The 15416-nt window shown below is 59.2% G+C and carries 13 protein-coding genes; 12 read left to right on the top strand and 1 reads right to left on the bottom strand.

What is annotated here, in order from left to right; all coding sequences use genetic code 11:
- Nucleotides 1-130: 130 nt before the first annotated feature.
- The 10 genes from FB472_RS03700 (at nucleotide 131) to FB472_RS03655 (ending at nucleotide 12139) form a co-directional block, all read left to right on the top strand.
- Nucleotides 131-1060: an ABC transporter permease gene (locus FB472_RS03700; RefSeq protein ID WP_021809980.1), complete on the top strand. Its 930-nt coding sequence runs from the start codon at nucleotides 131-133 to the stop codon at nucleotides 1058-1060.
- On the top strand, nucleotides 1050-2009 hold the full coding sequence (locus FB472_RS03695) for an ABC transporter permease (RefSeq protein ID WP_021809981.1): 960 nt from the start codon (nucleotides 1050-1052) through the stop codon (nucleotides 2007-2009). The genes FB472_RS03700 and FB472_RS03695 overlap by 11 nt, the downstream gene beginning before the upstream one ends.
- Nucleotides 2006-3757, top strand: coding sequence for a dipeptide ABC transporter ATP-binding protein (locus FB472_RS03690; RefSeq protein WP_021809982.1), 1752 nt, complete (start codon nucleotides 2006-2008; stop codon nucleotides 3755-3757). Before FB472_RS03695 ends, FB472_RS03690 begins: the two co-directional genes overlap by 4 nt.
- Nucleotides 3758-3810: 53 nt before the next feature.
- Nucleotides 3811-5613 carry an ABC transporter family substrate-binding protein gene (locus FB472_RS03685; protein WP_246078063.1) on the top strand — a complete coding sequence of 601 codons (1803 nt, stop codon included), beginning with the start codon at nucleotides 3811-3813 and terminating at the stop codon, nucleotides 5611-5613.
- Nucleotides 5614-5817: 204 nt separating this feature from the next.
- Nucleotides 5818-7725 carry a translational GTPase TypA gene (gene typA / locus FB472_RS03680; RefSeq protein ID WP_141989701.1) on the top strand — a complete coding sequence of 636 codons (1908 nt, stop codon included), beginning with the start codon at nucleotides 5818-5820 and terminating at the stop codon, nucleotides 7723-7725.
- A gap of 30 nt (nucleotides 7726-7755) precedes the next feature.
- On the top strand, nucleotides 7756-8208 hold the full coding sequence (locus FB472_RS03675; RefSeq protein ID WP_141989700.1) for a hypothetical protein: 453 nt from the start codon (nucleotides 7756-7758) through the stop codon (nucleotides 8206-8208).
- 96 nt (nucleotides 8209-8304) lie between these two features.
- Nucleotides 8305-9306 carry a PIG-L deacetylase family protein gene (locus FB472_RS03670; protein ID WP_141989699.1) on the top strand — a complete coding sequence of 334 codons (1002 nt, stop codon included), beginning with the start codon at nucleotides 8305-8307 and terminating at the stop codon, nucleotides 9304-9306.
- Nucleotides 9303-9638, top strand: a complete 336-nt coding sequence (fdxA, locus tag FB472_RS03665; RefSeq protein ID WP_021809987.1) for a ferredoxin — start codon at nucleotides 9303-9305, stop codon at nucleotides 9636-9638. The genes FB472_RS03670 and fdxA overlap by 4 nt, the downstream gene beginning before the upstream one ends.
- Nucleotides 9638-10744 (top strand): succinyldiaminopimelate transaminase, encoded by a 1107-nt coding sequence (gene dapC, locus FB472_RS03660; protein WP_141989698.1) that lies wholly within the window; start codon nucleotides 9638-9640, stop codon nucleotides 10742-10744. The genes fdxA and dapC overlap by 1 nt, the downstream gene beginning before the upstream one ends.
- A gap of 126 nt (nucleotides 10745-10870) precedes the next feature.
- Nucleotides 10871-12139: a citrate synthase gene (locus tag FB472_RS03655; RefSeq protein WP_141991444.1), complete on the top strand. Its 1269-nt coding sequence runs from the start codon at nucleotides 10871-10873 to the stop codon at nucleotides 12137-12139.
- Here FB472_RS03655 and dapD read toward each other — a convergent pair.
- Nucleotides 12136-13077, bottom strand: coding sequence for a 2,3,4,5-tetrahydropyridine-2,6-dicarboxylate N-succinyltransferase (dapD, locus tag FB472_RS03650; protein ID WP_141989697.1), 942 nt, complete (start codon nucleotides 13075-13077; stop codon nucleotides 12136-12138). The two genes, FB472_RS03655 and dapD, sit on opposite strands and share 4 nt — an antisense overlap.
- 26 nt (nucleotides 13078-13103) lie before the next feature.
- Between dapD and dapE the strand changes: the two genes are divergently transcribed.
- Nucleotides 13104-14201: a succinyl-diaminopimelate desuccinylase gene (dapE, locus tag FB472_RS03645; RefSeq protein ID WP_141989696.1), complete on the top strand. Its 1098-nt coding sequence runs from the start codon at nucleotides 13104-13106 to the stop codon at nucleotides 14199-14201.
- A complete protein-coding gene (locus FB472_RS03640) occupies nucleotides 14183-15412 on the top strand; it encodes a mannosyltransferase family protein (RefSeq protein ID WP_141989695.1) in 1230 nt (409 codons plus the stop codon). The genes dapE and FB472_RS03640 overlap by 19 nt, the downstream gene beginning before the upstream one ends.
- The last annotated feature ends 4 nt before the right edge of the window (nucleotides 15413-15416 follow it).

Genomic DNA, 15416 nt, shown 5'->3' with positions numbered 1-15416 from the left:
TAGTTTTACCCAGTTTCCACTCTCAACGTGTAATGCCCGGGGTCGTAAGTAGCCCCGGGCATTACACTGAGTATCTTCATTCATCGATTGTGACTCCTATGCTTATTCGTTCCAATGAGGGAACCATCTGATGCTGTGGTACGCAGGCAAGCGTTTTCTCCAGATGATCCCGGTGTTTTTCGGCGCGACCTTCTTGATCTACTTCATGGTCTTCGCATTGCCTGGTGATCCGATTGCTGCGCTCTACGGAGATCGCCCACCGGCTCCCGGTGTTATTGAGGTGATTCGAGCTGAGTACAACCTTGATAAGCCATTCATTGTTCAGTACCTCCTGTACATTGGTGGGCTGTTTCAGGGTGATCTCGGAACAACCTTCTCCGGCAGACCTGTGTTCGATGTCATGGCCCAAGCCTTTCCCATCACTGCCCGACTCGCGCTACTCGCACTGGCTATCGAGGCCTTCTTTGGCATCGTCGTCGGCCTGGTCGCTGGCCTCCGCAAGGGAAAGCTATTCGACGCCTCCGCACTCGTCGTCAGCTTGCTGCTTATTTCGGTACCGACATTCGTGGTCGGTTTCGTGTTGCAGTACGTTTTTGGCATCCAACTCGGCTGGGCAAGAACCACTGTCAGTGGCGCCGCACCGTGGGACGAGCTACTCTTGCCGGCGATCGTGCTGGCATCCGTCTCCTTCGCCTACATCGTGCGACTCACCCGCGCGAGTGTCGCAGAGAACCTCGGTGCGGACTTCGTGCGCACCGCTACCGCTAAGGGACTTTCTCGCCGTCGAGTGGTTTCGGTGCACGTGTTGCGCAACTCCCTCGTTCCGGTTGTCACCTATCTGGGAGTCGATATCGGCTCGCTTATGGTCGGTGCAATCGTCACTGAAGGAATCTTCAACATCAACGGTGTTGGCGGAACCGTGTTTCGAGCAATCAGATTGGGAGAGGGCCCCACGGTCGTCTCGTTCGTCGCAGTGATGGTCATCATCTTTGTGCTTGCCAACTTGCTCGTCGACTTACTCTATGCCGCGCTCGACCCAAGGATTCGTTATGCCAAGTAACAACATGGGCCGCCATCGGCCCGGTCAAGAACACTTCATCGCGTCACTTGCCGATACCCCGGTCGCAGAAATAGATCAGGTGGACGAAACCGGTAAAGCACGCAGCACGTGGACCGACGCGTGGGAATCAATGCGCCGTCGACCCACTTTTTGGATTTCGTCAAGTCTCATCTTCGTCATCGTGATCGTGGCAGCATTTCCCGGTCTGTTCGCGAGCGCGGATCCCCGTGAGTGTTATTTGAAGTTCAGCAACGGAGACCCCCAAGCAGGCCACCCGCTTGGATTCAATCGTCAGGGTTGCGACGTGTATGCGCGCATCATTTTCGGCACGCAGGCATCGGTCACGATCGGGCTCTTGACGACGGTCCTCGTGACACTATTCGGTGGCATCGTTGGAGCTCTCGCAGGCTTCTACGGCGGACTTCTCGACTCCTTCGTCTCGCGTGTCGGTGACGTCTTCTTCGCCGTGCCTACCGTTCTCGGGGCAATTGTGCTCTTCTCCGTCATCTCGGTTCGCGATGCCGTCACAGTGTCTCTCGTACTCTCGTTGTTTGCTTGGCCTCAGATTGCGCGGATCATGCGTGGTGCGGTGCTCTCAGCTCGCAACTCGGATTATGTGACCGCATCCGCCGCTCTCGGAGTTTCGCGATTCAAGACGCTCATTCGCCACGTAATTCCCAACGCAATCGCTCCCGTCATCGTTGTCGCGACCGTGTCACTGGGCATCTTCATCGTGGCGGAGGCAACGCTCGGATTCCTCGGAATCGGACTTCCGCCCACCGTGATGTCGTGGGGAAATGAGATCAATCAGGCTCAAGTCACCGTTCGCACACATCCGCAAACGCTGCTGCTGCCCTCGGCCGCACTCTCGATTACGGTGCTTGCATTCTTGATGTTTGGCGACGTTGTTCGCGATGCCCTTGACCCGGAAGCGAGAGCACGCCGATGAGTAACCCACAAACAGTTCCCGTGACAGGACAGTCATCACACGAAGAGACTCCGCTGCTGAAGATTCGCGGACTCGAAGTTGGTTTTGAAACCCAGCGTGGAGTTGTACCGGCGGTTCGCGGTATCGACCTCACGCTCTACCAGGGGCAGTCGCTCGCCATCGTAGGCGAATCCGGTTCGGGAAAGTCCACCACAGCGCAAGCGGTGATTGGGCTACTGCCCGGAACAGGAAAAATCGTCGGCGGTTCGATTGAGTTCGAAGGCAACGACCTCACCAAGTTCTCGGATCCCCAGTTTGCTGAGGTTCGTGGAAGCCAAATCGGCTACGTGCCTCAGGACCCGATGTCGAACCTGAACCCGGTGTGGAGCATCGGATTCCAAGTAGAAGAGGCCATCAAGGCCAACGGTGTCGCGCAGGGCAAAGAGGCGCGTCAGCGCACCATCGAGGTGCTCAACGAGGCAGGGCTCAGCGACGCCAGCGAACGCCTCAAGCAATTTCCGCACCAGTTCTCTGGTGGAATGCGCCAGCGGGTACTCATCGGCATTGGGCTTTCGGCTCGTCCGAAACTCCTGATTGCCGACGAACCTACTTCCGCGCTCGATGTAACGGTGCAGCGGCAGATCTTGGATCACCTGCAGACGCTCACACGTGACTACGGTACGTCGGTGCTGTTCATCACACACGACCTCGGCCTTGCCGCGGAGCGTGCAGAGCAGCTGGTAGTGATGTACAAGGGCAAGGTTGTAGAGTCGGGTCCGTCCCGCGAAATTCTTGAGAATCCGCAGCACCCATACACACAGCGCCTCGTCGCCGCGGCTCCGAGTCTCGCCTCACGCCGCATTCAAGCGGCCAAGTCCTCAACAGCGTCAGACAACGATCTGAGGATCTTTGGTCAGGGCTCGCTCGACGATGCGCTGATCGCGCGTGCTGCGAGTCGCGAGTCTGCTGCAACCACCGATCTCATCACGGTCAAGAGCATCACCAAGATGTACGAGATCCGCAAGCAGGGGTTCCGCAAAGATAAGCTGCTGGCCGTCAACGACATCTCATTCGGGGTCAAGAAGGGCACCACCACCGCTCTTGTCGGGGAGTCCGGTTCTGGCAAGTCGACGGTCGCGAAGCTGATCCTGCAGTTGGAGCCACTCACGAGCGGAAGCATCGAGTTCGACGGTGTGGACCTGGCGGGGATCAAGGGGCAAGAGCTACTGAAGTTCCGGCGCCGCGTTCAACCCGTTTTCCAAGACCCGTACGGCTCGCTCGACCCCCAGTACAGCGTCGGCAACACCATCGCGGAGCCGTTACTCGCGCATCGGGTGGGTACTCAAAAAGAGCGTTTCAACCGAGTGAGCGAACTGCTCGATCAAGTGTCATTGCCACAGGCAACCCGTCACCGTTACCCCGGAGAGCTTTCCGGTGGTCAACGCCAGCGCGTCGCGATTGCGCGAGCGTTAGCCCTTAAGCCAGACGTGCTGGTGCTCGACGAAGCGGTGTCGGCACTCGACGTTCTGGTGCAGGGGCAGGTGCTGAACCTGCTTACCGAGCTGCAGAGCGAGCTCGACCTGACGTATCTGTTTATCACCCACGACCTTGCGGTCGTGCGGCTGGTGGCCGACAACGTCTGCGTCATGCAGGGCGGTCGGATTGTTGAAGCGGCGACAACAGACGAGGTTTTCGAGAATCCGAGCAACCCGTACACCCAGGAACTGCTCGAAGCTATCCCGGGCGCCAACATCAAACTAGGCGCTTAGAATCGTCACCAGCGTGCCACCGTGCACAGCGTGATTGCCTGCAGGAGGATTCAGTGAGCGCCACGAGAATCATGGCGATCATCGCGGTTGCTACCGGTGCGGCGATTGTGCTTGCTGGTTGCGTGCCTCAGGGCTCGAGGATCATTGATGGGTCGGAGTTGACCGTTGCCGTCACTCAGCCCTACACCTCTGGCAACCCGGGCACATCCTACGGCGGTAGCGAAACCAACGCCGCTATTGCGTACGCCACCGGCACCGGGTTCACCTATTTTAACGACAACTCAGAGCTGGTGAGAGACGAGTCTTTCGGGCGCTACGAGAAAGTGTCAGATGATCCACTCACCGTGACGTACACGGTCGCAGACGGTGTGCGCTGGTCAGACGGCACCGCCGTTGACGCTGTTGACCTTCTCTTAGAGTGGGCCGCGACATCCGGTGCCCTCAACGCCTCGGGGGCCGACGCGTCAACCACCGTTGACCCGGAGACGGGAGCACCACTCGACCGCGCCGACAATCGGGTGCTCTTCGATTCGGGTGCGGCAGAGAACACCGGCATCGAATTAGTGACTGAGTTGCCTCAGGTGAGCCGCGATCGGATGTCGCTGACTCTCGTCTTTGATGAACCATTTGCGGATTGGGAGAGTGCATTTTTCGGTGTCGGATCCGCCGCGAAGCCCGCGCACGTTGTCGGCACGATGTCGTTCGCCAGCGACGACGCCCTCAAGGCAAAAGAGCGCGTGTATGCCGCAATTACCCAGGATGACAAGACTTCTCTCGCGGCGATCGCGCGAACGTGGAACACAGTATTCAATTTTCAGTCAATGCCGGCGAACACAGCTCTGGTTGTCTCGAACGGGCCATACGTCGTGTCTGCGTTTATCCCCAATCAGTATGTGACACTGCGCGCCAACGAAAACTATGACGGCGGCCGTCAACCCACTTTTCAAGAGATCACGGTTCGCTTTATGAGCGACCCCCTCGCGCAAGCTCAAGCTCTTCTTGTTGGTGCCGTGCAGATCGCGCGGCCGAAAATGGGCACAGAGGTTCGAGGGGCGCTCGAAACTATGGACGCGACCATAATTGATGGGGTAACCGACAGCTTCGAACACCTCGACCTGCAATTTGCGGAGTCAAAGAACGGCACATTCGATAACCCTCTCGTGCGTGAGGCATTCCTGAAGACGGTACCGCGCAGAGAAATCGCGTTAGCTGCACTCGTCGACAGTCAGCCGCTCGCTTCGGATCGAGACTCGTTTCTCTTTGCACCCAATGACCCCGGCTACCGCAGTGTGACCTCAGTCAATGGCTCAGAGGAGTTCGCCGGGGTAGACATCGCGGGCGCCCAAGAGCTTCTGGTCGAAGCGGGCGTGACCGCGCCAGCCGTGTGCGTGCTTTATGCGGCTGGTGATCCGATGCGCGTGACCGAGTTCGAACTCATCACAGCGTCTGCTGCAGCTGCCGGTTTTGTTGTGAGTGACTGCTCCACCGAAGATTGGCGAGAAACGCTCGGCGAGCCCGGCCTCTATGACGCCGCACTGTTCAGCTGGCACGCTGCGCGGCCGGGAGTTGCCGTCGCGCATGGAGTGTTCACGACCAACGGTGAGGCCAACCTCAACTATTTCAGCGACTCCAGTGTTGACGCCCTGCTCAAAAAGGCAAATGACACCTCGATTGCGGCCGACGCTCGCACCGAATTGCTGGCAGAGGCGGATGCCGCACTCTGGCAGAACCACTACGGACTGCCACTATTCCAGTATCCAGCAACCGTAGCTTTCGACCAGGATCGAGTCTCAGATATCTCGCTCTCGTCACTAGACCCCGGCCTGTGGTGGAACGTGTGGGAGTGGAAACCGTAACCCTTTAGGGCTTCTGAGGGCGCGATCGACGATAAATCTTGTCAAACAGGGTAAACTGGTGGAGCAGGGTACTCTGAACGATCTCTTGCGACCTCCCATGATCTTTACCCGGTGGCATAAGGCCGCCGATCTGCTGCCGAAATTTTCTGCGCAGCGTCTGCGGTGAGAGACCGCACAGCCTCCAATGAATTAAGGAATATTGCTATGGCTATGGCCACTCGCAGCGACTTGCGCAACGTTGCAATCGTTGCCCACGTTGACCACGGAAAGACCACCCTCGTTGATGCGATGCTTCGCCAGACGAACTCGTTTGAAGCGCACGCGCACCTCGAAGAACGCGCAATGGACTCGAACGAGCTTGAGCGCGAAAAGGGCATCACGATTCTCGCGAAGAACACCGCGATCTCCTACAACGGTAAGTACGCCACTGAGGGACCCATCACGATCAATGTGATTGACACCCCCGGCCACGCCGACTTCGGTGGCGAGGTTGAGCGCGGACTCAGCATGGTAGACGGTGTCGTTCTGCTTGTTGACGCCAGTGAGGGTCCGCTGCCGCAGACCCGCTTCGTGCTCCGTAAGGCACTCGAGGCCAAGCTTCCTGTCATTCTGTTGGTCAACAAGACCGACCGGCCGGATGCCCGCATCGATGAGGTTGTTGTCGAGAGCCAAGACCTGCTGTTGGGTCTCGCCAGCGACATGGCGGACGACGTTCCCGATCTCGACCTGGATGCCATCCTTGACGTCCCCGTTGTTTACGCCTCGGGCCGCAATGGTGCCGCGAGCTGGAACAAACCGGAGAACGGCACCCTGCCCGACAACGGTGACCTCGAGCCACTGTTCGATGCCATCCTCAAGCACGTTCCCGCGCCGTCGTACGATGACGCACATCCCCTTCAGGCGTGGGTCACCAACCTCGACTCTTCGCCGTTCCTCGGTCGCCTCGCGCTACTGCGGGTTTTCAACGGAACGATCAAGAAGGGCCAAACTGTCGCCTGGGTCAAACACGACGGAAGCGTTGCGAACGTGCGGGTGACCGAGCTGCTGATGACGAAGGCACTTGACCGTTACCCAGCCGAAAGCGCCGGGCCCGGTGACATCGTTGCCGTTGCCGGATTTGAAGACATCTTCATTGGCGAGACACTGTGTGATCCTGACGATGTTCGTCCGCTGCCGACCATCACGGTTGACGACCCCGCGATCTCGATGACGATTGGCACGAACACCTCGCCGGTCATCGGCAAGGTCAAGGGCCACAAGCTCACCGCGCGTATGGTCAAGGATCGTCTCGACCGCGAGCTGGTGGGTAACGTTTCGCTGAAGCTTCTCGACATCGGCCGTCCCGACGCGTGGGAGGTTCAGGGCCGTGGAGAGCTTGCGCTGGCGATCCTCGTTGAACAGATGCGTCGTGAAGGCTTCGAACTAACCGTCGGCAAACCGCAGGTTGTCATCAGAAAGATCGACGGCAAAGTACACGAGCCGTTCGAGCACCTCACCATCGACGCGCCCGAAGAGTACCTGGGAGCGATCACTCAGCTCTTGGCTGCTCGCAAGGGCCGCATGGATGGCATGAGTAACCACGGCACCGGTTGGGTTCGGATGGAATTCATTGTTCCCTCGCGTGGACTTATCGGTTTCCGCACCGAGTTCTTGACGATCACGCGTGGTTCAGGCATCGCCAACGCCGTCTCCCACGGGTACAACCAGTGGGCCGGCGAGATCGTAACCCGGGTAAACGGTTCGATCGTTGCTGACCGCGCGGGAGTGGCTACGCCCTTTGCGATGGTTGCTTTGCAGGAACGGATGTCGTTCTTCGTTGAGCCGACCCAAGAGGTGTACGAAGGCATGGTCGTTGGCGAGAACTCACGCGCCGATGACATGGATGTCAACATCACCAAAGAAAAGCAGCTCACCAACATGCGCCAGTCGACCTCGGACTCGTTCGAGCGTATGACACCGTCACGCCGATTGACCTTGGAAGAGTGCCTCGAATTCGCTCGCGAAGACGAGTGCGTCGAGGTAACCCCCGAGTTCGTGCGAATCCGCAAGGTAGAGCTCGATGCCAACGCGCGCGCCCGTCAAACGTCGCGACTCAAGAAGCAAAACGCATAGTCTCACCCCGGTAACCTCAGGAGAGTAGTCATGATCAGCCCCCCAAGATTTCTACGTAGATCCCTTGCCATTGTTGTGGCTCTGGCCATGATCCCTGCGCTGTCGGGCTGCTTCGCTAACCCCATCGAGGGGTTGGTTGAGCAGGCCACAGGGGGGCAGATCGATCTGGGCGGCACCGAGATTCCTGAGGACTTCCCGACGGAAGTACCGCTGGTTTCGGGTGACGTGCAGTTTGCTATTGCCGTGGGTGACACCCAAAACCGTGGATATAACGTCACCATTCTTGCCGGCGCTGAGTCGCCGCTTGAGGGTATTGAGACGGAGTTGGCAGAGGCCGGTTTTGATATTCAGTTGCAGGGCAGCGGTGCTGGCGGCGAGGGCACCGTGATTTTTACCAGTGCTGAGTGGGCGGGTGGAGTGATTGTCGCGAATACCGCCGATGGCTACACGGCGAACTACACGGTTGCCCCTGCGGCCAACTAGGCGGCCACAGCACGAGGCATCCAGACCATTGGGCAGCCACAATCTGGCCAGCTGTGCTTATCCTGTCTACTTAGAAACAGATCGGGAGGCGCGACCGTGAAAGATCGTGCGCAGCGCGTACTTGTTGTATCCGCACACCCCGAAGATGAAGCCAGAGTTTTTGGAGCGACCATCTCAACCCTGGTTCAGCGCGGAACCGAACTCATCGTACTCAGCTGCAGTAGTTCTCCCGAGGCAGTCGATCTCGACGCCAGTGTGCGCGAAACTCTCGGCATCACCGCGCACCATGTTTTGCGGCAAGACAGCGGAAACCAGTTCGGCACCCGGACCGCGCGCGATCTGGCGGCAGACCTGGTGGCCGCCATTTCCGCGCTCAAACCGGATGTCGTGGTGAGCTACGCCTCGTCCGCCAGCGGTAGCATCAACGAGCCTGACGCGCGGCTCGCGCACGAGGCGGTGGCTCTGGCTACCGAGCTTGCGGGCGTGCCGTTCTATGCGGCATCCTCAGTGCAGGTTGATCGCGGCGTCGCAGTTTCTTCGGCGGCGGCGATCGCTTTCAAGCGTCGCGCCTGGGAGATGTACAACGATGGGGCCTCCGTGAGAGAGAGCGTTTCGACGCCGGCTGAGTATCTGCGTCGGGTGCGCCGCCGCGAGTTGGTCATCGGTGAGCGCAGCCGGCTCGAGCGTGCGGTGCTCGCTATTGTTGCCACGGCTGTTGGCGCGTTGGTCGGTGTCGTTCTCACGGCGGTTCACCAATCCACTATTACTATTGCCGGTGCGCGAGTTCCCTGGGGCATCATCGCCACTGTTGCGTTGACGACAGCCCTGATCTTGGGATTGCGCCTCATTTACGACACCCGGGTTGCCCCCGGATTTGCCTCCCTCGGTGTGCTGCTGATGTCAGCGCTCTTGGCGACAGCGATGCCTGGTGGCACCGTTCTGATCCCCTCCAACCTCTCAGGGTACGTGTGGACTTTTGCCCCGGTGCTCATCGTTCTCGTAGTTGTTGGCTGGCCAAAGGTGAATCGTCAGGCTCCGGTGGTGAGCCGCGATAGCATTGAGTTGAACTCTCCCGTGAAAGGTGCGGATAACCCGTGACGTACATCATCGCCCAGCCCTGTGTCGATCTGAAGGATCGCGCGTGTGTCGACGAGTGCCCCGTCGATTGCATCTACGAGGGCGGCCGCATGCTGTACATCCACCCCGATGAGTGCGTGGATTGTGGTGCCTGTGAGCCCGTGTGCCCCGTCGAGGCCATCTACTACGAAGATGACACGCCCGATAAGTGGGCAGATTACTACAAGGTCAACGTCGAATTCTTTGACCTCCTCGAAGTCAGTTCGCCAGGAGGGGCAGCGAAGGTGGGGGCTATCGACATCGATCATCCACTCGTCGCGGCGCTTCCCGAGGGCGGCGGATCTTCAGACTGATGGCGCGCACGCCGCTGTCTTTGCCCAATTTTCCGTGGGACGCTCTCGTTCCCTACGCAAAAATTGCGCAATCGCATCCTGATGGTGTCGTTGACCTTTCCGTAGGGTCGCCGGTAGACCCCACCCCGCAGATCATTCGTGACACCCTTGCTGCGGCAACGGACGCGCACGCCTACCCCACGACAATGGGCACCGCGCAGTTGCGCGAGGCAATTGTTGAGTGGTTTGAGCGCCGTCGTGGTGTGACCGGGTTGACGGTCGATAATGTGCTGCCCACGATCGGTTCCAAAGAACTGGTGGCACTGCTGCCGATGCTGCTCGGGCTTGGCAAAGACGATGTTGTGGTGCACCCATCGGTGGCGTATCCGACCTACGCGATTGGCGCGGCACTGGTCGGGGCCACGGCACTCGCCTCAGATAACCCGGCTGAATGGCCCGAGAACACGGCCCTCGTATGGCTTAATAGCCCCGGCAACCCGGATGGTCGTGTTGCCGATGTGGTCGAGTTAGGCGCGGCGGTCGCCCGTGCCCGGGAACTGGGCGCAGTGATCGCCTCCGATGAGTGTTATGCCGAACTGAACTGGAACGGCTCTGACCCCACACCCTCAATTCTCGATCCCGAGGTGGTTGGCAACGATCGCTCATCGGTGTTGGCGGTTTACTCGCTGAGCAAACAGTCAAATCTCGCTGGCTATCGCGCCGCGTTTGTCGCAGGGTGCTCCGGTCTTATCGCGGAGCTGTTGGCGGTTCGCAAGCATGCCGGACTAATCGCTCCCGGGCCAGTGCAGGAGGCGATGGTCACGGCGTTGAGCGATGAGGCCCACGTGGCTCACCAGCGTGAGCTATACCGTTCGCGGCGAGCCAAACTGATTCCGGCGCTTGAACGGGCCGGATTCCACATTGACGATAGCGTTGCGGGCCTCTACTTGTGGGCAACTAAGAACGAGGATTCCTGGCAAACCGTCGGAGATCTCGCTCAGACAGGCATTCTCGTTGTCCCGGGTTCCTTTTACGGTGAAGCACCTCCGCGACACGTGCGCATCGCGCTGACGGCAAGTGATGACACGATTGCGGATGCGGTAGCTCGGCTCGAATTGCTGGCTTAAGTGCACTAACTGCCTCACCCCTTGTCGTCGACCTCCAAAGCATAAGGAGTTTGCTTGGCGGGTGTGACACTGTCCTTTCAAGCCTTGTAGGCTGTAATAGTGAATGATGCCCGTCAAGACTCAGAGATGGCCACCCTCCACTTTCCGGGGGGCAGTGCCGAATTTCCAATAGTCCATGGAGTCGATGGTCACAACAGCATCGATATCTCTACCTTCATGAAGCAGACCGGTTACACGGCACTCGACCAGGGTTTTGTGAATACCGCCTCGACTCGCAGCGAGATCACCTACATCGATGGTGATCGTGGCATTCTTCGCTACCGCGGCTATGCAATCGAAGATGTTGCCGCCAAGTCCACCTATCTAGAAGTAGCGTGGTTGCTCATCTATGGTGAGCTTCCGAGCGCCTCGCAGCTCGCGGAATTCGATGAGAATATTCGTCGTCACACCCTGCTGCACGAAGACCTTCGTCGCTTCTTCGACGCATTGCCACACAGTGCGCACCCGATGTCGGTGCTGTCCAGCGCAGTGTCGGCGCTGTCGACGTATTACGAAGACTCACATGACGTGCGCGACCCTGAGCAGGTTGAGCTTTCGACCATTCGACTGCTTGCTAAGTTGCCCGTCATTGCTGCTTACGCTCATAAGAAGTCGCTGGGTCAGGCACTGCTGTACCCCGATAACTCGCTGAGCTTTGTCGACAATTTTTTGAAACTAAACTTCGGCAACATGGCCGAGGAGTATGAGGTCAATCCTGTTCTGAGCAAGGCGCTTGAGCGTCTGCTCATCTTGCACGAAGACCACGAACAGAATGCATCCACTTCGACCGTGCGTCTTGTTGGTTCGACCGAGGCGAACATCTTCGTTTCGATTTCCGCGGGCATCAACGCCCTCTACGGTCCGCTCCATGGTGGCGCGAACGAAGCGGTGCTCAAGATGCTGAGTGAAATCCAGCAGTCTGGCGAGGGCGTTCAAAAGTTTGTCGAACGCGTGAAGCGCAAAGAAGACGGTGTTCGTCTGATGGGCTTCGGCCATCGCGTCTATAAAAGCTTCGACCCGCGAGCCCGTCTCGTGAAAGAGAGTGCTGATGAGGTTCTTGCTGACCTCGGCGTCAGCGACCCGCTGCTTGACCTCGCCCGCGAGCTCGAAGAGGTTGCCCTCGCCGACGACTACTTCGTTGAGCGCAAGCTGTACCCCAATGTCGACTTCTATACGGGAGTAATTTACAAGGCGATGGGGTTCCCTCCACGCATGTTTACCGTCCTATTCGCCATTGGTCGCCTTCCCGGCTGGATCGCGAACTGGCGTGAAATGAACCAAGACCCGAATACTAAGATTGGTCGCCCGCAGCAGCTCTACACGGGGCCCGAAACACGCGCTTGGCCCCAGCGCTAGGCGTGCAGCACGGTATTCAGCACGACCCCGCTGCCGCTGCGAGGCAAAACCTCGACAGCGCCGGTGAGTGAATTGCGGCGGAACAACAACCCGTTCACACCACTGAGTTCAACAGCTTTGACGGTGCGAGGGGTTGGCGAACCATCAATGATGGTCACCTTGGTTCCCGCAGTCACATAGAGGCCAGCCTCAACCACCGAGTCATCGCCGATCGCAATGCCGATGCCCGAGTTGGCGCCCAAAAGCGCACGCGCACCAATCGATACGCGCTCGGTGCCGCCACCGCTGAGAGTGCCCATGATGGATGCTCCGCCACCAATATCGGCACCGTCGCCCACAACAACACCCTGCGAGATGCGCCCCTCCACCATCGAACTGCCGAGCGTGCCAGCATTGAAGTTGACGAAACCCTCGTGCATCACCGTGGTACCGGGCGAGAGGTAGGCGCCGAGGCGCACGCGAGAGGCGTCGGCGATGCGCACACGCCCAGGGATCACATAGTCGAGCATCCGCGGGAATTTATCGACACCGGTGACAGCGATACCGGCTCGCTGCAGCGAGAATCGAAGTTCGGCAAAGTCGTCGGGATGCACCGCTCCGGCCGTGGTCCACACGACGATCGGGAGGGCGCCGAAGAGACCGTCGAGGTTGATGCTGTTGGGTTCGACGAGAAGATGACTGAGCAGGTGTAGGCGTAGGTAGGCGTCTGCCGTGTTGTGTGGTGCGGCATCCAGATCGATCTCTACCGTCACGAATTGGGTGCTCACTCGGCGGCGCGGATCGTCACCCAGGTGCTGCTCCAGGTCGGCCGGGGTGTAGTGCGGGTCAGTTCCCTGCGGGATGGATCCCAGGTGCGGGGCAGGAAACCACACATCGAGTGTTGTTCCATCGCCGGCGATTGTTGCAAGTCCGTATCCCCATGCTGTGCGCGAAGTCATGCTTCCAGATTATCTACACTGGGTGCATGCCTGTGACCGACCCCACCGTTCCCGTGCTCGATTTGGGTGCCTCCAGCCCCGACCTCACCCGCCAGTTGTGCGATATCGAGTCGGTTTCTGGCAATGAGCGTCGAATTGCGGATGCCGTCGAGACTGCTCTTCGCGCATTCGGACATCTTGAGGTGATCCGTGACGCCGATGCCGTCGTCGCCCGCACCAGTGGCGGGAAGCCTCAGCGTGTTGTGATTGCCGGCCACCTCGATACGGTGCCGGTGAACCAAAATTTGCCCACGACCACCGAAATTTTTGATGGTGAAGAACACCTGATGGGTCGCGGAACGGTTGATATGAAAGGTGCGGTCGCCATCGCGCTGAAGTTGGCCGCGGAACTGACCGATCCGATGATCGACGTGACCTGGATTTTCTATGACCATGAGGAGGTTGAGGCTGAGCTCAACGGTCTTGGCAGGCTGGCCCGCAATCGACCAGATCTCATGATTGGTGACTTTGCCATCATCGGTGAGCCATCCAACTCCAGTATCGAGGGAGGCTGTAACGGCACTGCACGCATCGATATTCGGTTGACGGGGCTGCGGGCACACTCCGCACGCGCCTGGATGGGCGAGAACGCGATCCACGCAGCAGCGCCGGTGCTGGCAATTTTGGCGGCCTACGAGCCAGAGCAGCACGAAGTGGATGGTCTGGTATATCGCGAGGGGCTCAATGCTGTCGGAATCTCGGGTGGGGTTGCCGGCAACGTGATTCCTGATGCTGCGATCGTCACGGTCAATTTTCGCTTCGCCCCCGACCGCAGTCCCGAGCAGGCAATTGCGCACCTGAGCGAGATTTTTGTTGGCTTCGATTTTGAGGTTACCGACCTCGCCGGGGGAGCGCGCCCCGGGCTGGATTCAGCGATCGCCCAAGAATTCATTATGGCTGTCGGTGGTACCCCCGCGCCCAAGTATGGCTGGACAGACGTTGCCCGTTTCTCCGAACTTGGTGTGCCGGCCGTCAACTATGGGCCCGGAAACCCGCTGCGCGCCCACGCTGATGATGAACGGGTGGCCACGCGTGAGATTGTGGCCTGCGAGCAGGGGCTGAGGGCGTGGCTGACCGCTCGCTAGCCTCCGCGGTGCGCCGGGCAACAACGGCGGTGCTTGCCCCCGAACGATGGTGGGTTGCGGTCATCGCGATCTTCGCCGCCTCCCGGGTCGTCACGACATCCATTCTGTTGGCGTACGCATCCATTCAGCCGGCCAATAGCTGGACGGGACCGCGGCCGGACTACTTCTCGTTCGCGAAAATCTGGGACGGCCACTGGTACTACATCATTGCGCTCACTGGGTATCCGACCGAGTTGCCTCGGGATGATGCGGGTTATGTTGCCGAGAATGCGTGGGCATTCATGCCCGTCTATCCGGCCATCGTGCGCTTCTTTATGACGGTGACGACACTCGATTTCGCTGTCGTGGCCGTCATTGTCTCGCTGGGGTTTGCGCTTGCAGCGGCACTAGTGTTTTACCGGATGATGAATCATGTGCTCCCGGCACGCACTGCTCTGTTCTCAGTGGTGATTTTTTGTTTCGCCCCCCTCTCGGCCATTCTGCAGGTCGCCTACGCCGAATCAATGTCGCTGTTTCTGCTCATGCTTGCCCTCTACTGGCTGATGAAGCGTCACTACTGGATGCTGTTTCCCGTCATCGCGGTGATGTCACTCACCAGGCCGAGCGGGCTTGCCTTCGCGCTCGCGCTCGGCTTACACGTTGTCTACCGCTGGTGGGTTCGCGGTCGTGATGGGTTTCCCCGTCGAGAGGCGGTTGCGGCAGTCTCAGCGACGGTGTTTAGCGTGGTCATGGGGTTTGCGTGGTTGTTGATTGCGGCGGCGGTAACGGGGTCGCTCAGCGCCTACACCGACACTGAGTTGGCCTGGCGTGCGCCCTACATCGGCCATGTCGAACTGGTGCCATTTGCGGCGTGGTTTCAAGCTGCCGGTTTTTGGGCCGCTTGGTGGAATGTTCCGCAGTGGCTGCTTTCGGTGCTGATCGTTGCCGGGGTTCTTGGCTTCTTCGGATTTCTTCTCACCCGGCCTGCGCGGCGGTTGGGTGTCGACCTGCGCTTGTGGTTGGTGAGTTACGCGCTCTATATTCTGGCGGTATTTTTTCCGCAGTCGAGCACTTTCCGGCTCCTGATGCCGATGTTTCCGCTCGCGGGCATACTTGCCCAGCCTAAGTCTCCCCGCTACCGAATTCTGCTTGTGCTCGCCTGCATCGCGGGTCAGTGGGGCTGGATTCACATTGGGTGGTGGGTGGATAACTATGACTGGTCTCCGCCATAAACTG

The organism is Rhodoglobus vestalii (assembly GCF_006788895.1).
Taxonomy (GTDB): domain Bacteria; phylum Actinomycetota; class Actinomycetes; order Actinomycetales; family Microbacteriaceae; genus Rhodoglobus; species Rhodoglobus vestalii.
Note: the sequence above shows the minus strand (reverse complement) of the source record. Positions and strands in the feature narration are given on the sequence as shown.